Below are 21978 nucleotides of genomic sequence, written 5' to 3' on the forward strand. Positions count from 1 at the left end.
GCCGGAGCCCTCGGCGCTGGAGGCGGCCCTGGCGGCCGATGGCTTGATCGCGGCGCCCCTGGAGGTCGACGACCACCCGCTGCTGGCCTGGACTCGGCTGCAGGCCAGCCCGGGCCGCCGCGACGGCAGATCGGAACAGTTGCAGGCGCCCCTGCTGGGCTGGCGCTGGCAGCGGGGCGACCAGGCCTGGTGGGGGGAGTCCCTCGGCCAGCTGGACAGCCTGGATGGGCCGCAGAAGAAGGGGGCCGGCCGTCTGCAGGGGCAGTTGGCGGCCCTTGCCGTTCCGGAGGCGGCCCTGCAGTGGGCGCTGGATGGTCCGCGGGCCCGGGACCTGCTGGCGGCCTGGCGGCCCTGGCAACGCCTCACCGCCCTGGCCGGGGGGCCGCTCAGTGAGCCGGTCACCGGCCTGGCCCTGGCGCTGCAGGGAGAGCCCGGCCTCCTGGCGCTGGAAGCGCGCCTCGACTTCGGAGCCGCCTGACCATGGCGCCACCGGTCTGGGAGCTGCTGCTGCTGCGCCACGGCATCGCCGAGGAGCGCAGCCCCGCCAGGGTCGAGGCCAGGCGGGAGCTCACCGCCGCTGGCCGGACCCGCACCAAGGCGGTGCTGGAGCGAGCCGTCCAAATGGGTCTGCGGGCCGATCGTCTGTTCTCCAGTCCCTTGGCCCGGGCCTGGCAAACCGCCGAGATCGCCCGGATGGTCGGCCTGGCCCCCGCCCTTGAGCTGGCCCAGGCCCTGGAGCCCGGCGGGGATCCCCTGCCCCTGCTGCCGGCCTGGTTCAACCAGGGCGGTGAAGCGCCATCCTGCCGGCTGCTCCTGGTGGGCCATGAGCCGGATCTGGGGCTGCTGGCGTCCCGCCTGCTCGGGGCGCCCCCCGGTGCCATCGCCCTGCGCAAGGCGGGTCTGGCCCTGCTGCGTTTGCCCGTGGTGGAGGTCGGCGGTTCGCTGGCCGGCACGGCCCGCCTGGAGTGGCTGATGCGCCCCAGGCTCTGGCTTCCTCGCCCCTGAGCCGGCAGCGGGCGCTACGCCAGGTGCCGGTTCCTGCGCCTAAGTTCATCCCATCCACAGGAAGCGGCATGGCGGCGGCGAGCACCCCAGAGGCGAACGACCCTCAGGGCACCCCTCCCTCGCCAGCGGTGTCGGCGCCGCCCACCTTCCGCCCCGGGCTCGAGGGGGTGCCGGCCACCCAGTCCGCCATCTGCGACATCGAGGGGCAACGGGGACTGCTCACCTACCGGGGCTACCCGATCGAGCAGCTCGCCAGCTACAGCAGCTTCCTCGAAACCGCCTATCTGCTGATCTGGGGCGAGCTGCCGACGATCTTCCAGCTGCGCGAGTTCGAGCAGGAGGTGCAGATGCACCGGCGGGTGAGCTTCCGCATCCGCGACATGATGAAGTGCTTCCCGGCCAGCGGCCATCCGATGGATGCGCTGCAGGCCAGCGCCGCCTCGCTGGGGCTGTTCTATTCCCGCCGCGCCCTCTACGACCCGCAGTACATCACCGAGGCGGTGGTGCGGCTGATCGCCAAGATCCCCACGATGGTGGCGGCCTTCCAGCTGATCCGGAAGGGTCAGGATCCGATCCAGCCCCGCGACGACCTGGCCTATTCGGCCAACTTCCTCTACATGCTCACGGAGCGGGAGCCCGATCCCCTGGCGGCGCGGATCTTCGATGCCTGCCTGATCCTGCACGCTGAACACAGCCTCAACGCCAGCACCTTCAGTGCCCGCGTCACCGCCAGCACCCTCACCGATCCCTACGCGGTGGTGGCCTCGGCGGTGGGCACGCTGGCCGGGCCGCTGCATGGCGGCGCCAACGAGGACGTGCTCGACATGCTCGACCAGATCGGCAGCATCGACCAGGTGGAGCCCTGGCTCGATCGGGCCATCGCCCAGAAGCAGAAGATCATGGGCTTCGGCCATCGCGAGTACCGCGTCAAGGACCCCCGGGCCGTGATCCTGCAGGGCCTGGCCGAGGAGCTCTTCCAGCGCTTCGGCCACGACGCCATGTACGACGTGGCCCTCAAGCTCGAGGAGGTTGCGGAGCGGCGGCTCGGGCCAAAGGGCATCTTCCCCAACGTCGACTTCTATTCCGGACTGGTTTACCGAAAGCTCGGTATTCCCCGCGACCTGTTCACCCCCATCTTCGCCATCGCCCGTACGGCAGGATGGCTGGCCCACTGGAAGGAACAACTGGGTGCCAACCGCATCTACCGTCCCTCGCAGATCTACACCGGTCCCACCGAACGGGGCTGGTTGCCCCTGGAAAGCCGTCCGGTTCCTGGCTGACCCCTTTTCCACCTAGGTTCCCCCCACCGGAGTTCTCTGATGCTGTCCACTGGCCTGCTGGGTGCCGCCGTCGCTCCCCCTGGTCTCGATCTCCAGTCGAGCTTCATCGACCTCGCCCAGGCCATGGGCCTCACCGCCGGTGCCGCCCGCCTGCTGTGGCTGCCGCTACCGATGGTGCTGGTGCTGGTTGGGGCTGTGGTCGGCGTCCTGGTGAGCGTCTGGTTGGAGCGGAAGATCTCCGCGGCCGTGCAGCAACGCATCGGCCCCGAGTACGCCGGTGCCCTTGGTGTGCTTCAACCCCTGGCCGATGGCCTCAAGCTGGTGTTCAAGGAGGACATCATTCCGGCCCGGGCCGACTCCGTGCTCTTCAGCCTCGGCCCGGTGCTGGTGGTGGTGCCGGTGATCCTGTCCTGGCTGGTGGTGCCGTTCGGCCAGAACCTCCTGATCAGCAACGTCGGAGTGGGCATCTTCCTGTGGATCGCCCTGAGCAGCATCCAGCCGATTGGCCTGCTGATGAGCGGTTACTCGAGCAACAACAAGTACTCCCTGCTCGGCGGCCTGCGGGCGGCGGCCCAGTCGATCAGCTATGAGATCCCCCTGGCCCTGGCGGTGCTGGCGGTGGTGATGATGAGCAACTCCCTCAGCACCGTCGACATCGTCGCCCAGCAGACGGGGGCCGGCATTCTGAGCTGGAACATCTGGCGCCAGCCCGTTGGCTTCGTGATCTTCTGGATCTGCGCCCTGGCGGAGTGCGAACGCCTTCCCTTCGACCTGCCGGAGGCCGAGGAGGAGCTGGTGGCCGGCTACCAGACGGAATACTCCGGCATGAAGTTTGCCCTCTTCTATCTGGGCAGCTACATCAACCTGGTGCTGTCGGCCCTGCTGGTGTCCGTGCTCTACCTGGGTGGCTGGAGCTTCCCAGTGCCCGTCGAGTGGATCACCGGCTGGCTCGGGGTCTCCCCCGATGCCCCCCTGGTCCAGGTGATCACCGGTTCGGTCGGGATCGTCAGCACGATCCTGAAGGCCTACCTGCTGGTGTTCTTTGCGATCCTGCTGCGCTGGACCACCCCGCGGGTGCGGATCGACCAACTGCTCGATCTGGGCTGGAAGTTCCTGCTGCCGATCGCCCTGGTCAACCTCCTGGTCACCGCCGGGCTCAAGCTGGCCTTCCCCGTCGCCTTCGGCGGCTGAACCGGTCGCACGGATACCAACGGCTCCGCGCTCCGAAGGCCATCATGGTCCCCATCCCGTAACCCCCTCGCCCCCAGCCATGTTCGGGTTTCTCAAACAAGTCGGTGACTACACCCGGGAGGCGGTGAGCGCGGCCCAGACCATGACCCAGGGTCTGGCGGTCACCTTCGACCACCTGCGCCGGCGCCCGATCACGGTCCAGTACCCCTACGAGAAGCTGATCCCCTCCGAGCGTTACCGGGGCCGGATCCACTACGAACTCGACAAGTGCATCTCCTGCGAGGTGTGCGTGCGGGTTTGCCCCATCAACCTGCCGGTGGTGGATTGGGTGATGAACAAGGCCACCAAGAAGAAGGAGCTGCGCAACTACTCGATCGATTTCGGGGTGTGCATCTTCTGCGGCAACTGCGTGGAGTACTGCCCCACCAACTGCCTCTCCATGACCGAGGAGTACGAGCTGGCGGCCTTTGACCGCCACAGCCTCAACTACGACAACGTGGCGCTGGGCCGCTTGCCCACCAGCGTCACCTCCGACCCGGCGGTGTTTGCCCTGAGAGAGCTGGCCTACCTTCCCAAGGGTGTGCTGGATCCCCATGGTGTGCCGGCCAGCGATCCCCGTGCGGGCCAGCTGCCATCCCAGGTGCTGGAATCCCTCCAGAAGCAGTCAGCCCCCAGCGGCGCCGCCCCTTCCGACAGCACCGGAGAGTCCTGATGTCGATCGCCTCCACCACCCAGCAGATCTGCTTCCTCGTGCTCTCGGCCACCACCGTGGTCGGCTCGCTCGGCGTGGTCCTGCTCCCCAGCATCGTCTATTCCGCCTTTCTGCTCGGCGGTGTCTTCCTTTCGGTAGCCGGGCTGTATCTGCTGCTCAACGCCAGCTTCGTCGCGGCGGCCCAGATCCTCGTCTATGTGGGCGCGGTCAATGTGTTGATCCTGTTCGCGATCATGCTCGTGAACAAGCAGGAAACCCTCGCCGCGATCCCTGGGCTGCTGGTGCGTCGCCTTCTGTCGGGGGCGGTCTGCGCCGGCCTCTTCGCCCTGCTGCTGCGGGTGGCCTTCACCACCACTTGGGCACTGCCGGGCCCGACTCCTGTTGGCGAAGAGGCCACCATCCGCATCGGTGAGCACCTGTTCACCGATTACCTGCTGCCCTTCGAGCTGGCTTCGGTGCTGCTGCTGATGGCGATGATCGGCGCCATCGTGCTGGCCCGTCGCGACGTCTTCAGCACCGACGTGATCACTGGTGAGCCCGCCGATCAGGGGCTGATCGAAAAGGACCGCACGCCTCTGCTGATCGAGAAATCCGCTGCAGCCCCTACCCTCCTTTCCAAGCCATGAGCATCGACGTCGCGTCCCCGATCCCGCTCGAGGCCTTTCTCTCTGTGGCGGCCATGCTGTTCTGCGTCGGCGTCTGGGGGCTGATCAACAGCCGCAACGCCGTGCGGGTACTGATGAGCATCGAGTTGATGCTGAACGCCGTCAACATCAACCTGATGGCCTTCTCCAACTATCTCGATGGCCAGTTGATCCGCGGCCAGGTGTTCGCCATCTTCGTGATCACCGTGGCGGCAGCTGAAGCGGCCGTTGGCCTGGCCATCCTGCTGTCGCTCTATCGCAACCGGGAAACAGTGGACATGGAGCGCTTCAACCTGTTGCGCTGGTAGCCGTGCACGTCTCGCGCCATCCGGCCCATGCAGCTTGAGAGGATCTGGCTGATCCTTCGCAAGGGCAGCCAGGCGGCCCAGCGCCAGGCCCGTCGCTGTGCCCAGGACCTTCGCTCCCAGGGTGTCATCGTCACCACCGCCGTCAGCGGCCTGGGGTTGAATCCCTTCCCTGGCCTGCTGGCCACCGAGAGCGAACTTCCCGACCTGGCCATTGTGCTCGGTGGCGATGGCACGGTACTGGCGGCGGCCCGCCATCTGGCCAGTTTCGCCGTGCCAGTGCTCAGCTTCAACGTCGGCGGTCACCTGGGCTTCCTGACCCATGAACGGCGCCTGCTGCGGCTGCGGGGCGAAGCCAACGGGGAAGCGGGCAGCCACGACCCCGACGACAACCTTTGGCAACGCCTGCGGGACGACCGCTTCGCGATTGAGAAGCGCATGATGCTGGAAGCCCGGATCGACCGGGGGGACGGTGTGCCCCTGGAGGGAGACGTCCCCGCTGACGGTGATCTGAACGGGGTCGGCGATGGAACCCATGGCGCCCTCAACGACTTCTATTTCCGCCCGTACCTCGATGAGCTGTCGCCCACCTGCATGTTGGAGCTGGAGATCGACGGGGAGGTGGTGGACCAGTACCGAGGTGACGGCCTGATCATCGCCACCCCCACCGGCTCCACCGGCTACGCGATGGCCGCCGGCGGGCCGATCCTGCATCCAGGCCTCGAAGCGATCGTGGTCACGCCGATCTGTCCGATGAGCCTCTCCAGTCGGGCGGTGGTGGTGCCTCCCGGTTCGCGGTTGTCGGTCTGGCCCCTGGGGGAGGCCAGCCGGCGGGTGAAGCTCTGGAAGGATGGCGCCCCTGCCACCGTGCTGGAACCGGGTGATCGCTGCGTCCTGCAACGGGGCCGCCATCCGGTGCTGATGCTCCAGTTGGAGCAGAGCCCTTCGTACTACAGCACCCTCACCCACAAGCTCCACTGGGCCGGCAGCCTCATTGCCGGCGAACCGTCCCGCAACTGAGCCGCTGCGCTCCGTCCTGTCACCCCCTCCCCATGGCCCTGGAAATCGAGCGTCGCTTCCTCGTCAGTGGCGACCATTGGCGCTCCCATGCCCACCGGGCCAGGGCCATCCGCCAGGGTTATCTCTCAACCGGGAACGGGGACCTCACCCTGCGGGTGCGGCTGGCCCAGGCCCCCGATGGCGCCATGGAGGCGTTTCTCACCCTCAAGCTGCCGGCCGTCGGCACGGTGGCGGCGTCAGCCTCCGCTGGTCAGGCCCTGACACGGCAGGAGTACGAGTACCCGATCCCGGCGATCGATGCTGAGGCGCTGTTGGAGCGCAGCGCCCAACAGGTGAGCAAGACGCGCTTCAGCCTGGATCTGCCCGGTGGCGACTGGGTGCTGGATGTGTTCGAGGCCGCCAATGCCCCTCTGGTGGTGGCTGAGGTGGAATTGGAGCGGGCCGATCAGGCGGTGGCCATTCCCGCCTGGTGTTCCAGGGAGATCACCGGGCGCCGCGACCTCAGCAATGCGGCCCTGGCACACCGTCCCCTGGTGGCGTGGCCGGCAGCCGAGCGGGACTCACTCCTGCTGCCCCGGAGCGATTGAGCTCAGCTGGGCCTGGAAGGGTCGACATGGGGCAGAGCGCAGCAGTTGAAGCCGTCGCGGCAGATCTTGCCGTGGTCCATGGCCCAGTTCAGCAGGGCCACCCGGTTCTTGGCGCCTGTCTTGGTGAAGATGTTGCTGACGTGGTTGTCGACGGTGCGCTTGCTGATGGTCAGCTGGCCGGCGATCTCCTGGTTGGTGAGGCCGGTGGCCACCAGCTCGATGATCTCGAGCTCCCGTTCCGATAAATCGCTGCGTGGGTGCACGATGGGCCGTTCCGGGGACGGGGGCATCGATCGAGCCGGGGGCCTGCGCTCAACCATCGGCTCCTCGGCGGTTCCTGTCACTCTAGGCAGTGGCTGATCCATGATGCCCCTGTCATGGAGATGGCCGTTGCAGCTTCGACAGGCCCTGGCGGAAGGCCGCTTCGCCGTCACGGCGGAAGTGACCCCGCCCCGTGGGGGCAATGCCGGCCGCACCCTCGAGGCCGCACAGGCCTTGCGCGGTTTTGTGCAGGCGGTCAACGTCACCGACGGCAGCCGGGCGGTGATGCGGATGAGCAGCCTGGCGATGTGCCGCCTGCTGCTGGAGGCCGGCATCGAGCCGGTGCTGCAGATGACCTGCCGGGACCGCAACCGCATCGCCCTCCAGGCCGACCTGCTCGGCGCCCACGCCCTTGGCATCCGCAACCTGCTCTGCCTCACCGGTGACCCGGTGCGGGCGGGGGATCAACCCGGGGTCCGAGCGGTGAATGAACTGGAGGCGGTGCGGCTGCTGCAGCTGGTGCGGACCCTCAACGCCGGCGAGGATCCGGTGAAGGGGGAGCTGCCGGATGGGGCCACGGCACTGTTCCCCGGCGCCGCCGCCGATCCCCAGTCGCCCAGCTGGAGCGGCCTGTGTTCCCGGGTGCGGCGCAAGCAGGAGGCCGGCGCCCGCTTCCTCCAGACCCAGATGGTGATGGACACCGCCTGTCTGCGCCGCTTCGTGGAGGAGATCACGGCACCGCTCGGGCTGCCGGTGCTGGCCGGGGTGTTTCTGCTCAAGTCAGCCCGCAACGCCCAGTTCATCAACCGCGTGGTGCCCGGGGCCCGCATCCCCCAGTCCCTGATCGATCGCCTTGCCGGCGCTGCTGATCCGGCGGCGGAAGGTGTGGCGATCGCCGCCGAACAGGTGGCGGCCTACCGCTCCATCGCCCAAGGGGTGCACCTGATGGCCATCAAGGCCGAGCACCGCATTCCCCAGATCCTGAGGCTGGCGGGCCTAGGGGGTGCCGCTGGCAGCGAGGTCGGTGCCGAGCAGCTCGGCCATGGCCTTCTGCTGCGGTGACGGGGTGCCCACGTCCTGGCGGCGGGCGTCGGTGATCAGCCAGTCGAGGGCGGCTTCCTGCAGATCGAAATGGTCGCCGTTGCGATCGACGCAATAGCGGCCGTAGACCAGCTTCTCGACCAGTTGGACGCCGGCACCGATGCGGGAATAATCGAAGATGATCGAGTTGTCGATCGTGGCGCCTTCACAGATGTGGCAGCTCGGCCCGATCATGGCCGGGCCGATGATGGTCACACCGTTCTCGATGCGGGTCATGCCCCCCACGAAGATGGGCCCCTCGACGTGGATCTTGTCCCAGTCGGCCGCCACGTTCAGGCCCGCGTAGATCCCCGGACGCACCTGCTTGCCAGGAATCTGCACCTGGCGCACGTCCCCCTGGAGGACGCTGCGGATGGCCTGCCAGTAATCCGGCACCTTGCCGATGTCGACCCATTCGAATTCCATGGGCAGGGCATAGAAGGGGGCCCCGGATTCCACCAGCCTGGGGAACAGGTCGGCGGCGATGTCGAACGGTTCGCCGCTGGGGATGAAATCCAGGACGGCCGGTTCGAAGATGTAGATGCCTGTGTTGATCATGTCGCTGGCGGCCTCTTCCACCGACGGCTTCTCCTGGAAGGAGAGCACCCGGCCGGCTTCATCGGTCACGACCACCCCGTAACTGCTCACCTGATCGCGGGGCACCCGCTTGGTGATCAGGCTGGCCATGGCGCCCTTCTCGCGATGGCGCCGCACGGCTTCTGTGAGGTCGAGGTCGATCAGGGCATCCCCGCACAGCACCACGAAGGTGTCGTCGAAAAAGGGCTGGAAGTCCTGGATCTTCTTCAGCCCTCCGGCCGAACCCATCGCTTCCCCGATCAGTTCACCATCACTGATGCGCCCCTCGAAGCTGTAGGCGATCTGGACATCGAAGCGCTGCCCATCACGGAAGTAGTTCTCGATCTCCTCCGACAGATGGGAGACGTTGACCATGATTTCGTTGAAGCCGTGCTCCCGGAGCAACTCGAGCAGAAACTCCATCACGGGTTTCTGCAGGATCGGAATCATCGGCTTGGGGGTGGTGTGCGTGATCGGCCGCACCCGTGTTCCCTTGCCTGCCGCCAGGATCATCGCCTTCATCGGCGTCGTTTCATGTCGGAGGTGAGAAGTCAGCCTAAGGAGAAAACTCAGGCTGCCACTGCCTCCAGAGCCGGCCCCCTATCTGACCCCTGCCCGGGCAGCCGCGGCAGGCTCAGCGTTTCGGCCCTTTCCTCGCGCCGGCGACGCAGGCTGAGCGGACCGTAAAGGCCGCCGGCCTGCTCCAGTTCCACCTTGCCCTGGGAGGAGAGGAACAGCAGGGCCCAGAACACCCCGACCCGGTCCTGGTCCAGGTCCTCGTCGGCCGGCGCGTTGGCGACGGCCTCCGCCCAGGCGCCCACCAGGGCATCGAAGGCCACCCATTCGAGGCTTTCGGCGGTGGGGGACCACTGCAGCAGGAAGCGGCTGAGGGCGGCGGTGGTTTCCGGCAGTTTCTCCCGGTGGGCCAGGGAGGCCACCTGGGCGATGGCGGCCCGTTCGCTGTAGCGGCGCGCCCGGGGCCTGTGGCGCCCTTCCCCCCCGTCCTGTTCGAGTCGCTCGGCGATGTCCTCAAGCTGCCGGATCAGTTCCCCCAGGGTGACGGGGCGCTGCAGGGGCGGGGGCGCCACGGGACGGCGGTGCAGGTGCCGCTCCGGCCGGCGGGGCAGGGCCAGGGCTCCAGGGTCCCAGCCCTCGTCGTCCTCGGCGCAGAAGGGGTCCTCCAGCAGGGGCTCGGGCGGAAACGTGGCCGACTCCAACAGCTCCGCCTTGAGTCCCACCAGCACTGAGGCCGCCAGGAAGGCCTCGCTGGATTCGGCCAGATCCCGTTCGTAGCTGCCGCCCTGGGGGTCCAGCCGCCTGGGCCGTTCGATGCGTTGGCGCAGCTGGTCGAGGAAGCCGTCGACGACGGCGATCACATCCACGTCCCACGGGTCGATGTCGCCCCGCTCGGCCGCGTCCTGGAGCAACCGGATGGCGAGTCTGGCGCCCGCTTCTGCCACGCGCGATGTCCTGCTCGGGGGGGCCTTCCTGGCGCAAGCTACCGGCTATGGCCGACTGGCACCAGTCACCATGGTCACCGAACCGGCCCCATGGGCTTCAGTCGGTGGCCAGGGTGAGGCTGTCTTCGCCCGGCTCACGGGACGGCGCCGAACTCTCCCCGGCCGCCGGCAACAGGCCGAGCTGGGCGTCGACGGTGGCCCGGTAACGGCGCAGATCGTTCTCCAGTTCGCTGATCCGCACCTGCTGGGCCTCAACGTCGCCGCTGCTCTGCAGGGTTTCCACCTTGCGCACCACCCCGCTCCAGACGGCGTAGATCCAGGCGGCGGTGGCGCCGATGCCGCCCACCAGCAGCAGCAGGGCGGCCAATGGCAGGGTGGTGCTCACGCCCGGCAGGAAATGCACCGTGGTGGCCGTGGTGTTCTCCAGGGTGAACATCACCGTGGCCAAGCCGAAGCTGAAGATCAGAAGGAAGTTGATCTGCCGCATGGAGACCCTCGCTGTGCGATGGAGGAGCGTAGGCATCTTCTCCGCAGCAGGTCGCCATCAGCTGGGACCTACGCAGAGTTTCGTAACCGGCCCCGGGGCGGAGGGGGGCAGACGTCAACCCAGGGCCGGGGCGTGCAGCAGCGCCGGTGGCAGGTTGCCGAAGGCCCCGGCTGCCATCACTGCCGGAACGGGGGCACGCCCCACCTTCACCAGGGCCACGGACTCCCGGTCGACCAGGGCCTCGATCGCGGCGCGGTAGCTGTCGGTGACCAGGCGCGGGTAGAGGCCGATGCCGATGATCGGCACCAGCAGGCAGGAGATGACATAGATCTCCCTGGGTTCGGCGTCGACCAGGTGGGTGTGGGAGGCCAGCTCGGGATTCTCCTTGCCAAAGAAGATCTCCCGCAGCATCGAGAGCAGGTAGATCGGGGTGAGAATCACGCCGATCGCCGCCAGAACGGCGATCACGATGCGGAAGCTGAGGCTGTAGGCCTCACTGGTGGCGAAGCCCACGAACACCATCAGCTCCGACACGAAGCCGCTCATTCCGGGCAGGGCGAGGGAGGCCAGGGAGCAGACGGTCCAGAGGGCGAACATCTTGCGCATCTTCTGGCCCACGCCGCCCATCTCGTCGAGCTGGAGCGTGTGGGTGCGGTCGTAGGTGGCGCCCACCAGGAAGAAGAGACTGGCGCCGATCAGACCATGGCTGATCATCTGGAGCATGGCGCCGCTGGTGCCCAGGGCGCTGAAGCTGCCGATGCCGATCAGCACGAAGCCCATGTGGCTGATCGAGCTGTAGGCGATCTTGCGCTTGAGATTGCGCTGGGCGAAGGAGGTGAGGGCGGCGTAGATGATGTTGACCACCCCCAGGATCACCAGCAGGGGGGCGAACTGGGCGTGGGCCTCCGGCAGCAGCTGCACGTTGAAGCGCAGCAGCGCATAGCCACCCATTTTCAGCAGGATGCCCGCCAGAAGCATGTGCACCGGGGCGGTGGCCTCGCCGTGGGCATCAGGCAGCCAGGTGTGCAGCGGTACCACCGGCAGCTTGACGCCGAAGGCGATCAGCAGGGCGGCGTAGCAGAGCACCTGGAAACCGGTGCCGAAGTCCTTGGCCGCCAGAACCGTGTACTCGAAACTGGGGGCACCGCCGCCGTAGAAGGCCATCGCCAGGCCTGCCAGGAGGATGAACAGGGAGCTGCCAGCGGTGTAGAGGATGAACTTGGTGGCGGCGTACTGGCGCTTCTTGCCGCCCCAGATGGCCAGGAGCAGGTACACCGGCAGCAATTCCAGCTCCCAGGCCAGGAAGAACAGCAGCATGTCCTGCACGGCGAACACGGCGATCTGACCGCCGTCCATGGCCAGGAGCAGGAAGTAGAAGAGCTTCGGCTTGAAGGTGACCGGCCAGGCCGCCAGGCAGGCCAGGGAGGTGATGAAGCTGGTGAGCAGGATCAGCGGCATGGAGATTCCATCCGCCCCCACCGACCAGGCCAGGCCCAGATCGGGCAGCCACTCGACCCGCTCCACCAGCTGCAGGCCGGGATCGGCGGGATCGTAGCCGCGCAGGTAGGCCGCCACGGTCACCAGGAAGGTGGTGAGGGCGACGCCGAGGGCGTACCAGCGGACCTGCTTGCCATCGCCCTTGTCGGGGACGAAGGGGATCAGCAGAGCGGCGCCGATCGGGAACAGAATCGCGGTGCTCAGCCAGGGAAAGGGCACAGAACGGTGCTGTCCATCTGGCCGGAGTGTAGAAATCCCGGCCTCCGCCACACCCACCGGATGGGCGTTGTCACACACAGATGGGGCTCAGCCGAAGGCGCTGAACAGGAGCACCAGGCCGATGACCCCCCCGAACACGATCAGGGCATAGAACTGGACGCGGCCGGTCTCGAAGTACTTCAGGCCCTCGCCGCTGCCCAGGGTGAGCAGGCCGGTCAGGTTGACCACCCCATCCACCACCTTGGAGTCAACGTCGAGCACCTGGCGGGCCAGCCGGCGGCTGCCCTGGACGAAGAGCTTCTCGTTGATGGCATCGAGGTACCACTTGTTGGCCAGGAACCGGTTGATCGCCGGAAAGCGACCGGCCACGGCGGTGCCGAGATCGATGCGATGCAGGGCGTAGGCCAGCACGGCCACGCCGATGCCGAGGCTGGAGATGGCCACTGAAGCGCCGGCGAGGGGCAGGAATTCCCCCCAGCTGAAATGCTCGGCCACCTCGGCGGCCTCGACGGGATCGACGAGGTTGCCGAAGCGGCTGTTCCAGGGGGTGCCGAGCAGGCCGATCAGCACCGAAGGCACTGCCAGCACCACCAGCGGCGCGGCCATCTGCCAGCCGGATTCGTGGGGATGGCTGGCGTGGTCATGGTGGCCCTCCTCGGTGGCTTCCGGAGCGGACTGGCCCACCGCGCTGAGCAGCTGGGCGCGGATGCCGGCGTCCAGGCCCCGGAAGGGTCCCTCGAAGGTGAGGAAATAGAGGCGGAACATGTAGAAGGCGGTCATCCCGGCGGTCAGGAAGCCCATGGCCCAGAGCAGCGGGAAGCTGTTGAAGGCCTGGCCAAGGATTTCGTCTTTGCTCCAGAAGCCCGCCAGGGGAGGGATGCCGCTGATCGCGATGCAGCCCACCAGGAAGGTGGCGGAGGTGATCGGCATGTGCTTGCGGAGGCCGCCCATCAGTCGCATGTCCTGGGCCAGCACCGGCTCGTGGCCCACCACCTCCTCCATGGCATGGATCACCGAGCCGGAGCCGAGGAAGAGCATCGCCTTGAAGAAGGCGTGGGTCACCAGGTGGAACATCCCCGCCACCGGGGCCCCGCAGCCCATGGCCAGCATCATGTAACCCAGCTGGGAGACGGTGCTGTAGGCCAGCCCCTTCTTCAGATCCATCTGGGTGAGGGCGATGGTGGCCCCCAGAAACAACGTGATGGTGCCGATCACGGCGATCACCAGCTGCACCTGGGGGAAGGGCTCATAGACCGGCTGCAGGCGGGCCACCAGGAAGACGCCGGCGGCCACCATGGTGGCCGCATGGATCAGGGCCGAGATGGGGGTCGGGCCCTCCATGGCATCGGGCAGCCACACGTGCAGGGGGAACTGGGCCGATTTGGCCATCGGGCCCATGAACACCAGCAGGCAGAGCAACACGGCGACCCCGGTGGGCAGGCCACCGCCGGCGACGGCTGCCGAAAGCCGTTCACCGATCTCCTCAAAGCCGAAGCTGCCAGTGGCCCAGAACAGGCCCAGGATCCCCAGCAGCAAGCCGAAGTCGCCCACCCGGTTGACCACGAACGCCTTCTGGGCGGCGTTGGCGGCGGCGTCCCGGTCGTACCAGAAACCGACCAGCAGGTAGGAGCACATGCCCACCAGCTCCCAGAACACGTAGATCTCCAGCAGGTTGGGGCTGATCACCAGCCCCAGCATCGAGCTGCTGAACAGGGCCAGATAGGTGAAGAAGCGGACATAGCCCTTGTCGTGGGCCATGTAGCCGTCGGAATACACCATCACCAGCAGGGCGATGGTGGTGACCAGCGACAGCATCACGGCCCCGAGGGCGTCGACGCGGAAGCCCATCTGCAGATGGAAACTGCCGGCGCCGGCCCAGTCGAACAGCACTTCGGTACTGCCCGCCCCAGCCAGTTGCTCGGCCAGGATCGCGAAGCTGAGCACGGCGGCCATGCCCACGCTGGTGATCAGCAGCAGGGCCACGGGCTTGCGCAGGCGGTTGATGGTGCGGTTGAAGGTGATCAGCCCCAGGCCGGTGAGGCAGGCCCCCAGCAGGGGGAGCACTGGTATCAGCCAGGCAAGTTCGGAAGCGGAGGGCATCCTGGAGGCTCTGTTGGGGCGAGTGTAGGCAGGCCCACCAGGATGCCTCCGCCTCTGTGGGGGCCTGCCCATCGTCCCCGGCCGGCCGGCGGGGGCTTCAGCCCAGCCAGTGGGCCAGGGCGGTGCGCGAGAAGGTCGTGGCGCCGAGGCCGATCCAGCGGTGGGCCCACCAGAACACACCGATGGCGATGGCGATCCCCAGCTGAGAGGGCCGTAGGAATTCCGCCGCCACCAGCGTCTGACGACCATCCAGAACGGCGGCGAAGGGCAGCACCGAGGTGGAGGCCCGCAGCTCCTCGAAGGCCGGACCGAAACGGTTGTGCAGGCGGCGGTCCCCGTTCCAGACGGCGAACAGGTGGTGGCCGATCAGTCCCACGCAGGCCACCAGCGTGAAACTGGTGCCGATCCAGAGCAGGTGGGTGGCGCACCACAGCACCTGGCCCACGGCCTGGGGATGGCGGCTCACCCGGATGATCCCCGTGGCGTAGAGACGCACCTGGGGCTTCAGCACCGCCGGGATCTCCAGCAGGTTGTAGGTGGCGGGATAGAGAAACAGAAAGCTGATCGCCGTGCCGGTCCAGACCACCGGCACCACCCAGGGCTGGTCCTGCAGGTTCCAGAGCCGCAGGCCGTCGTAGCGATGGGCCAGGAAGTAGCCCACCACCACCACCGCCGAGGGGATGCTGAGGCCGGCGAACAGCAGCCGCCAGAGCCGGGCCCCGATGCGCGCCTCCCCCCAGACCCTCAGGGAGGCCCCGCCGCTGTGGATCAGGGCGAAGATCACCAGCAGAGCCAGCATCACCACGCTGCTGTGCTGGGGGGCCACCGTCAGCAGGGGAAGCGAGGGCATGGGGGCGCGGCGTCCGGGAGCGGATGTGACAGGCCGATTCTGGCCACTGGGCGGGACCCCTAGAGTTCCGCACGGCCTGCCGGCTCCGGCGAACGGTCCCCCCGCGGCCTCCCCGACCCATGGCAGATCTGCCCTTCACCCTCGACCAGCTGCGCATCCTGCGGGCCATTGCCAGTGAGGGCAGCTTCAAGAAGGCGGCCGACAGCCTCTATGTCACCCAGCCGGCGGTGAGTCTGCAGATCCAGAACCTGGAGAAGCAGCTGGATGTGTCCCTGTTCGACCGTGGCGGCCGCAAGGCCCAGCTCACCGAAGCCGGCCACCTGCTGCTGAGCTACTGCGACCGGATCCTGAGCCAGTGCCAGGAGGCCTGCCGCGCCCTCGACGACCTCCATAACCTCCGGGGCGGCTCCCTGGTGGTGGGGGCGAGTCAGACGACGGGCACCTACCTGATGCCCCGCATGATCGGCCTGTTCCGCCAGAAGTACCCCGACGTGGCGGTGCAGCTGCAGGTGCACAGCACCCGCCGCACCGGCTGGAGCGTGGCCAACGGCCAGATCGACCTGGCGATCATCGGCGGCGAACTGCCGGCGGACCTCAACGACCTGCTGCAGGTCGTGCCCTACGCCAACGACGAACTGGCCCTGGTGCTGCCCCCCAAGCACCCCCTCTCCCGCCTGCCCGAGCTCACCAAGGACGACCTCTACCGCCTCGGCTTCGTCTGTCTCGACGCCCAGTCGACCACCCGCAAGATGGTGGACCAGCTGCTCAGCCGCTCGAAGCTCGACGTGCAGCGGCTCAAGATCGAGATGGAGCTGAACTCCTTCGAGGCCATCAAGAACGCCGTGCAGGCGGGCCTGGGGGCGGCATTCCTGCCGGTGGTGTCGATCGAGCGGGAGCTGGCCGCCGGCACCTTGCATCGCCCCCAGGTGGCCGACCTGATGGTGCGGCGCCAGCTGAAGCTGATCACCCATCCGGCCCGCTATTGCTCCCGGGCCGCCGACGCCTTCCGCCGCGAGGTGCTGCCGGTGTTCGCCAGCCCGGACAGCCCCCTGCGCCAGGTGCAGGCCACAGCGGGGGTGGCCGAGCGCAACGGGCTCAGAACTGATCGGCCTCCGGTGTGATGCCGACGGCGTCATCCGCGGCGCCGGCGACTCCCCTGGTCTGGAACTTGTTGCCGGAGATGTCGGTCTGGTAGACGCAGCGCACGACCGGTTTGTCGCGCACCGAGCCGATGTAGGCGAAGGTGTTCATGCGTTGCTTGCACTGGCGCATCTGCTCGGCGGTCACCGCCCCTTCCTTCTGCAGCACGGACCAGTTCTCCCGGCGGATGACGCAGCCGGGCTGGAGCGTGGGCTGGGTCACGAAGCTGCTGCTCGGGTTCATCGTGGTGTACAGCTCGATGTCCATCACGAAGGCGCTGGCCCCCCACTGCTTGCAGAACTCGGGGTCGGGAACCGCCATGTCGAGCTGCTGGGCGCTGGCGATGTTGCCCTGGTTGCCCTGGGTGGTGCTGGTCACGGCGCTGCCGATGCCGATGCCCACCACCAGCACCCCCGCCAGCACGGCCACGGTGGCCACATTCAGCTGAATGTTGGGGCCGCCGCCGCCCGGCGGGCCGCCACCGTTGCCGGAGGGGGGGCGCCCGCCACCACCACCGCCGTTCATCTCCCGACGCCCCTTGGCTGCTGTGCGCGGGTCGTCCCGGCGTCCGTAGCCCGTGGAAAACCGGTCCGGGCGCTCGTCGTAACGATCGGCCCGGGGGTCGTAGCGGTCGGGTCGGGAGGCGTAGCCGCCCGGCTCGGGCCGGCCACTGCTGCTGCGGGAGCGGGTCACAGGGTTTCCGGGCTGCGGGGCAGGCCCATGGAGTAATTCAGTACCCGGGCCTCGGGGTTGTAGCTCAGTTCACCGGCCTGGAGCATCTGCCGGACGAGTCCCTCCAGTTCGGAGCCGATGCGGCGCAGGCTGTAGTCGCTGAGTTCCTGGCCGGCCTGGGCCGCCACCAGCTGCCTGAACTGGCCCCGCACCTTCTCCAGGGCCGCCTCGTCCCAGAGGAACTCGTTGTCAGGATCGATGTCGAGGGTCAGCTGATCCGGGTCGGGGATGAGATCGTCGTTCTCAACCCGCGCCGTGAACAGACGGATGTGGCGGGTGGTGGACTTGAGCAGCGTCTCGACCATGGGCTGGGCCTCGGGGGCAGGGGATGCGGGAAGGGGGCGGCACCCGTTGAGTGCTCCGTTGACTTTAGGTAGGCCGGAGCCCGATTCCGTCGCCCCGGCCCGTGGCCGCTGCTCACCCCTGCCCTGGAGGGCCCGATAAGGTTGCTGTTGATCTCGGGTTCGACATGCGGGTTGTCATCGCCGGGGCCGGGCTGGCCGGCCTGTCCTGCGCCAAATACCTCTGTGACGCCGGCCATACCCCGATCGTGCTTGAGGCCAGAGATGTGCTGGGCGGCAAGGTGGCGGCCTGGCAGGACGCCGATGGCGACTGGTATGAAACCGGCCTGCACATCTTCTTCGGCGCCTATCGCAACATGCGCCAACTCTTTGCCGAGCTGGACATCGAAGATCGCCTGCAGTGGAAGGCCCACGCGATGATCTTCAACCAGAAGGAGGTGCCGGGCACCTACAGCCGTTTTGATTTTCCAGACCTGCCCGCTCCCATCAACGGCGTGGCGGCGATCCTGGGCAACAACGACATGCTGACCTGGCCGGAGAAAATCGCCTTTGGTCTTGGTCTGGTGCCGGCGATGCTGCGCGGCCAGGCCTATGTGGAGGAATGCGACAAGTACAGCTGGAGTGAATGGCTGCGGATTCACAATATCCCTGAGCGCGTCAACGATGAAGTTTTTCTCGCCATGAGCAAGGCGCTCAACTTCATCAACCCTGAGGAGATCTCCAGCACAGTGGTGCTCACCGCCCTCAACCGCTTTCTGCAGGAAACCGACGGCTCCCGCATGGCCTTCCTGGATGGCAACCCACCGGAGCGGCTCTGCCAGCCGATGGTGGATTACATCGAGGCCCGTGGGGGAGAAGTGCATCTGGACTCCCCCCTGCGGGAGATCCGCATCGACCAGGACGGGGCCGTCACCAGCTTCCGCATCGGCGGCATCAAGGGCCGCCCAGAGCGGGAGATCCAGGCCGATGCCTACGTCAGCGCCATGCCGGTCGACCCGCTCAAGCTGCTGCTGCCCGAGCCCTGGAAGCAGCTGCCGTACTTCAGCAAGCTCGAGGGCCTGCGGGGTGTGCCGGTGATCAACATCCATCTCTGGTTCGACCGCAAGCTCACCGACATCGACCACCTGCTGTTCAGCCGTTCCGATCTGCTCAGCGTCTACGCCGACATGAGCAACACCTGCCGGGAGTACGAGGATCCTGATCGCTCCATGCTCGAGCTGGTGTTCGCTCCTGCCGCCGACTGGATTGGTCGCCCGGATGAAGAGATCGTGGCCGCCACGCTGGAGGAGCTCAAGCGCCTGTTCCCCGTCCATTTCACCGGTGCCACACCGGCCAAACTGCGTAAGTCGGTGGTCGTCAAGACGCCGCTTTCGGTTTACAAGACCGTGCCCGGCTGCCAGCAGCTGCGCCCCTCCCAGGATTCCCCCATCCCCAACTTCTTCCTGGCGGGCTGCTTCACCATGCAGCGCTACCTGGCCTCGATGGAGGGGGCGGTGCTGAGCGGCAAGCTCTGCGCCGCCGCCGTGGACGCCCACCTCTCCGGCAGGGGCCAGGGGCCCGCCCCCGCCCAGAGCCTGGCGACGGTGTGAGTGTGCTGGCCCCGCTGTCCCCCTGCCTCTCCACCGATCTGCAGGACGCCTACGAGTCCTGCCGGCAGGAAACGGCGCGCTGGGCCAAGACCTTCTATCTCGGCACGATGCTGCTGCCCCCGGCCAAGCGCCGGGCCATCTGGGCGATCTACGTCTGGTGCCGCCGCACCGACGAACTGATGGACAGTGCCCAGGCCCAGACCCTGTCCGCCGACGTTCTGCTGGAACGCCTCGACGCCTGGGAGGAGCGCACCCGCGCCCTGTTCGCCGGCCGTGCCGTTGATGCCCTCGACAGGGTGATGGTGGACACGATGGAGCGCTTCCCCCAGCCCCTGCAGGCCTACCTCGACATGATCGAGGGCCAGCGGATGGACGTGCTGCGCGATCGCTACGCCAGTTTCTCCGACCTCCAGCTTTATTGCTATCGGGTGGCTGGCACCGTGGGTCTGATGACCCAGGAGGTGATGGGGGTCGACGCCGCTTACACCTCCGCCCCCTGGAGCGAGCGCCCCGACACCTCGGAAGCCGCTGTGGCCCTTGGCATCGCCAACCAGCTGACCAACATCCTGCGCGATGTGGGTGAGGATCGCGGCCGTGGTCGCATCTATCTTCCCCAGGAGGATCTTGACCGTTTCGGTTACTCCGAAGCCGATCTCATGGCCGGTCGTCTTAACGAGAACTGGCAGGCACTGATGCGCTTCCAGCTCGAGCGGGCCAGGGATTGGTTCAACCGTTCCGAAGCCGGGGTGCGCTGGCTGGCTCCGGATGCCCGCTGGCCGGTGTGGGCGTCCCTGCGTCTGTATCGGGGAATCCTTGATGTCATCGAGAGATTGGATTATGACGTCTTCAACCATCGCGCCTTCGTGCCCAGGGTCGGCAAATTGCTGGATCTTCCGTTGTCCTATGTGATCGCCCAGACGCGTTGAAGAGCCGTTCCATCTGCCAGGCCCACGGGCGAGTTCAGCGCTGATCCCCCAGGGCCAGCCACTCCTCCAGCACCGGGTTCACCAGGGAGGGATTTTCGTCATGGGGGCAGTGGCCGAGGCCGGGCAGGATTCGCAGGTCGCGCACGGCGGCAAAGTCCCCGGCCCAGCGCCGGGCCTCGGCAACCGGCTCCCAAGGATCAGCCTCCCCCCAGAGCAGCCGGACCGGAATGGTCAGTTCCGCCAGCATGTCCGGGGCCAACCGGTCGCGGAAGAGATTGATGAATCCCCGGAAGCTCTCCTCGGCGCCGGCACTGCGGGCCGGCGTCAGCAGCATCTGCACCAGTTGGTCGTCGATGCCGTGGCCCGTGGGGTAGGCGACGCCCAGAACCCTGCGGATCACGCCGGGATTGGCCACCCAGCGGAACAGGCGGCCCGTGAGCCAGCGCTGCCGCACCAGGCGTTTCAGCAGGGGCCGGCCGATCCGGCGCAGGGGTGGCTGCTCGCTCAGGCGGCGGTCGTCAAGGCTGCGCTGGGCGCAGTCGATCAGGATCACCTGGGCCACGTCGTTGCCGAGCTTGGCCGCTGCGGCGAGGGCCACAACACCCCCGATCGAGTTGCCGACAAGTTGGACTGGCGTGCGGATCACCTCCCGCACGAAGGCTGTCACCTGATCGGCCCACAGATCGATGCAGTAGCGCAGCGCCAGGCCGTTGTCCGCTTCGCCCTCGAGGCGGGAGGGGGGCTTGCTGCTGGCCCCGAAGCCGACCAGATCCATGGCATAGACCGTCCGCCGGCCGGAGAGGGGCGCCAGATTGTGGCGCCAGTGTTCCTTGCAGGCGCCGAAGCCGTGGATCAGCAGAACAGACCTTCCACCTGCCTGGACCGGCGCCGCAGGGGGGCTGCGGACATAGCTCACTGTTTGACCCTGCCATCGCCAGGTGTCCAGCCAGTCCGCCGGGTAAATCGTGCCGCCGCTGGCCTGGGGAGTGGAGGGCATGACGCTTGGTAAATGCCTTGAGGGAGGAAAGACCCCCCAAGGCAAGAGACTGTCCTATGTCACTCAAGCGGCCCTGAACTCAGACTGCGGCTTTCTGGTTGGCCAGCAGGTTCTTGAGCTTGGCCAGTTCGCCGGCCCAGCGGGGATCGGGGGCGCCTTCGCCGACGGCATCGGCATGGACCACCTTGTTGACACTCTTGCGGGCGGGCGTCGGGGCGCTGCCGGGGCGACGATCGGCACCGGCGGCTCCGCGGCTGTCACGGCGCTGCTCGGAAATCTCGATGCGCAGGGTGCTGCCGCCGAAGTCCTTGCCGTTGAGCTGGGCGATCACCGCCTCGGCCTGGGCCAGATCCTCAACGTTGGCGAAGCCGAAGCCCCGGCAGCCGCCGGTCTCCCGGTCGTTGACCGCCTTGAAACGCACCCCCTCTCCCACGTTCGAGAAGAGAGCTTCCAGCTCTTTGGCATCAAAGGTTTGCGGCAGATTGCCGACATAGAGACGAACGCTCATGGGGAGGGGGCTCGGGAAAGGGAAAAAAACTCTGGCAGGCGGTGCGATCGCGCCATTGCATCCAGCAGTTAATCATGCCGTGGGTCCGCCGCCGCTGCCTCGCTCTGGCGATCCAGCCACACCTGGGCGGCAACAACGGTTGCTTCGACCAAAGCGTGATCCGCCAACTCCGCTGTCTCCGTTGCTGCTGTTCCACCCAGGCGACCGAAGGCCGATTCGGCCGTGAGGTGGTCGATCAGCTGGCCGAGCCGGGGGCCCGGAGCGATGGCCAGCAGTTGCTGCAGGCGGCGGCCGTCCAGGGGTGGCCGGGGGTGAAACAGGCGATCAGCCGGATCCCGCCAGCGCCGCAGGGCCTGCTGTGCCGCCACCGGATCCAGGTGCAGCAGCAGGGCGGGCAGCTCCTCCTCCAGCTGGCGCTGCAGCGCCAGCCGCTCCGCTTCGGCCAGGGCGTCCAGCGCCAGCGCACCGGTGCCCCCAGGCGTCTGCCGGAGACGGCCGAGCCATTGGCGC

23 protein-coding genes and 2 pseudogenes are annotated in these 21978 nt (G+C 67.5%); 13 read left to right on the forward strand and 12 right to left on the reverse strand.

The window, feature by feature from the left end; all coding sequences use genetic code 11:
• The 9 genes and pseudogenes from VB739_RS12740 to VB739_RS12780 all read left to right on the forward strand — a co-directional run.
• Positions 1-478, forward strand: a pseudogene (locus tag VB739_RS12740) (hypothetical protein); the annotation flags it as partial.
• A 2-nt stretch (positions 479-480) separates the two neighbouring features.
• Entirely contained in the window at positions 481-1005 is a 525-nt protein-coding gene (locus VB739_RS12745) for a SixA phosphatase family protein (RefSeq protein ID WP_323357425.1), read from the forward strand.
• A gap of 68 nt (positions 1006-1073) precedes the next feature.
• A complete protein-coding gene (locus VB739_RS12750) occupies positions 1074-2285 on the forward strand; it encodes a citrate synthase (RefSeq protein ID WP_323357426.1) in 1212 nt (403 codons plus the stop codon).
• A gap of 39 nt (positions 2286-2324) precedes the next feature.
• On the forward strand, positions 2325-3476 hold the full coding sequence (gene nuoH, locus VB739_RS12755; protein ID WP_323357427.1) for an NADH-quinone oxidoreductase subunit NuoH: 1152 nt from the start codon (positions 2325-2327) through the stop codon (positions 3474-3476).
• A 79-nt stretch (positions 3477-3555) separates the two neighbouring features.
• Positions 3556-4188: an NAD(P)H-quinone oxidoreductase subunit I gene (ndhI, locus tag VB739_RS12760; protein WP_323357428.1), complete on the forward strand. Its 633-nt coding sequence runs from the start codon at positions 3556-3558 to the stop codon at positions 4186-4188.
• Complete coding sequence (locus VB739_RS12765; protein ID WP_323357429.1) at positions 4188-4814, forward strand: NADH-quinone oxidoreductase subunit J; 627 nt, start codon at positions 4188-4190, stop codon at positions 4812-4814. Before ndhI ends, VB739_RS12765 begins: the two co-directional genes overlap by 1 nt.
• Positions 4811-5140 carry an NADH-quinone oxidoreductase subunit NuoK gene (gene nuoK / locus VB739_RS12770; protein WP_323357430.1) on the forward strand — a complete coding sequence of 110 codons (330 nt, stop codon included), beginning with the start codon at positions 4811-4813 and terminating at the stop codon, positions 5138-5140. Before VB739_RS12765 ends, nuoK begins: the two co-directional genes overlap by 4 nt.
• Before the next feature lie 27 nt (positions 5141-5167).
• Positions 5168-6157 carry an NAD(+) kinase gene (locus VB739_RS12775; RefSeq protein WP_323357431.1) on the forward strand — a complete coding sequence of 330 codons (990 nt, stop codon included), beginning with the start codon at positions 5168-5170 and terminating at the stop codon, positions 6155-6157.
• Positions 6158-6189: 32 nt separating this feature from the next.
• Positions 6190-6744 (forward strand): CYTH domain-containing protein, encoded by a 555-nt coding sequence (locus VB739_RS12780; protein WP_323357432.1) that lies wholly within the window; start codon positions 6190-6192, stop codon positions 6742-6744.
• A gap of 2 nt (positions 6745-6746) precedes the next feature.
• Here the strand turns inward: VB739_RS12780 and VB739_RS12785 are convergent, their stop codons facing one another.
• Complete coding sequence (locus VB739_RS12785; protein ID WP_323357433.1) at positions 6747-7034, reverse strand: response regulator transcription factor; 288 nt, start codon at positions 7032-7034, stop codon at positions 6747-6749.
• 73 nt (positions 7035-7107) lie between these two features.
• Between VB739_RS12785 and VB739_RS12790 the strand changes: the two genes are divergently transcribed.
• Positions 7108-8067, forward strand: a complete 960-nt coding sequence (locus VB739_RS12790; protein ID WP_323357434.1) for a methylenetetrahydrofolate reductase — start codon at positions 7108-7110, stop codon at positions 8065-8067.
• Here the strand turns inward: VB739_RS12790 and VB739_RS12795 are convergent.
• From VB739_RS12795 to VB739_RS12820, 6 genes are all read right to left on the reverse strand, one after another.
• Positions 8002-9183, reverse strand: coding sequence for an NDP-sugar synthase (locus VB739_RS12795; RefSeq protein ID WP_323357435.1), 1182 nt, complete (start codon positions 9181-9183; stop codon positions 8002-8004). The two genes, VB739_RS12790 and VB739_RS12795, sit on opposite strands and share 66 nt — an antisense overlap.
• 47 nt (positions 9184-9230) lie before the next feature.
• Positions 9231-10121, reverse strand: coding sequence for a segregation/condensation protein A (locus VB739_RS12800; RefSeq protein ID WP_323357436.1), 891 nt, complete (start codon positions 10119-10121; stop codon positions 9231-9233).
• Between the two features lie 97 nt (positions 10122-10218).
• Positions 10219-10608: a lipopolysaccharide assembly protein LapA domain-containing protein gene (locus VB739_RS12805; RefSeq protein ID WP_323357437.1), complete on the reverse strand. Its 390-nt coding sequence runs from the start codon at positions 10606-10608 to the stop codon at positions 10219-10221.
• A gap of 114 nt (positions 10609-10722) precedes the next feature.
• The gene (locus tag VB739_RS12810) at positions 10723-12324 is read right to left on the reverse strand and encodes an NAD(P)H-quinone oxidoreductase subunit 4 (protein WP_323357438.1); all 1602 of its coding nucleotides are present in this window, start codon (positions 12322-12324) and stop codon (positions 10723-10725) included.
• Positions 12325-12411: 87 nt separating this feature from the next.
• Complete coding sequence (locus VB739_RS12815) at positions 12412-14424, reverse strand: NAD(P)H-quinone oxidoreductase subunit 5 (RefSeq protein ID WP_323357439.1); 2013 nt, start codon at positions 14422-14424, stop codon at positions 12412-12414.
• Positions 14425-14521: 97 nt separating this feature from the next.
• Entirely contained in the window at positions 14522-15274 is a 753-nt protein-coding gene (locus VB739_RS12820) for an NnrU family protein (protein WP_323357440.1), read from the reverse strand.
• A 119-nt stretch (positions 15275-15393) separates the two neighbouring features.
• Here VB739_RS12820 and VB739_RS12825 point away from each other — a divergent pair, with 119 nt between their 5' ends.
• On the forward strand, positions 15394-16395 hold the full coding sequence (locus VB739_RS12825; protein WP_216907891.1) for a LysR family transcriptional regulator: 1002 nt from the start codon (positions 15394-15396) through the stop codon (positions 16393-16395).
• On the opposite strand, the gene VB739_RS12830 is transcribed toward VB739_RS12825, so the two are convergent.
• The gene (locus VB739_RS12830) at positions 16370-17107 is read right to left on the reverse strand and encodes a DUF3172 domain-containing protein (protein ID WP_416233336.1); all 738 of its coding nucleotides are present in this window, start codon (positions 17105-17107) and stop codon (positions 16370-16372) included. The two genes, VB739_RS12825 and VB739_RS12830, sit on opposite strands and share 26 nt — an antisense overlap.
• Entirely contained in the window at positions 17104-17451 is a 348-nt protein-coding gene (locus VB739_RS12835; protein ID WP_254944988.1) for an NAD(P)H-quinone oxidoreductase subunit M, read from the reverse strand. Before VB739_RS12835 ends, VB739_RS12830 begins: the two co-directional genes overlap by 4 nt.
• A 164-nt stretch (positions 17452-17615) precedes the next feature.
• Between VB739_RS12835 and pds the strand changes: the two genes are divergently transcribed.
• Entirely contained in the window at positions 17616-19037 is a 1422-nt protein-coding gene (pds, locus tag VB739_RS12840) for a 15-cis-phytoene desaturase (protein WP_323357441.1), read from the forward strand.
• Positions 19034-19963: a phytoene synthase gene (locus tag VB739_RS12845; protein WP_323357442.1), complete on the forward strand. Its 930-nt coding sequence runs from the start codon at positions 19034-19036 to the stop codon at positions 19961-19963. The genes pds and VB739_RS12845 overlap by 4 nt, the downstream gene beginning before the upstream one ends.
• A 34-nt stretch (positions 19964-19997) precedes the next feature.
• Here the strand turns inward: VB739_RS12845 and VB739_RS12850 are convergent, their stop codons facing one another.
• From VB739_RS12850 to VB739_RS12860, 3 genes and pseudogenes are all read right to left on the reverse strand, one after another.
• Positions 19998-20960, reverse strand: a complete 963-nt coding sequence (locus VB739_RS12850; protein WP_323357443.1) for an alpha/beta fold hydrolase — start codon at positions 20958-20960, stop codon at positions 19998-20000.
• Positions 20961-21039: 79 nt separating this feature from the next.
• Complete coding sequence (locus VB739_RS12855; RefSeq protein ID WP_323357444.1) at positions 21040-21468, reverse strand: RNA-binding protein; 429 nt, start codon at positions 21466-21468, stop codon at positions 21040-21042.
• A gap of 68 nt (positions 21469-21536) precedes the next feature.
• Positions 21537-21978, reverse strand: a pseudogene (locus VB739_RS12860) (hypothetical protein); the annotation flags it as partial.

Source organism: Cyanobium gracile UHCC 0281 (assembly GCF_034931305.1).
GTDB classification, from domain to species: Bacteria; Cyanobacteriota; Cyanobacteriia; order PCC-6307; family Cyanobiaceae; genus Cyanobium; species Cyanobium gracile_A.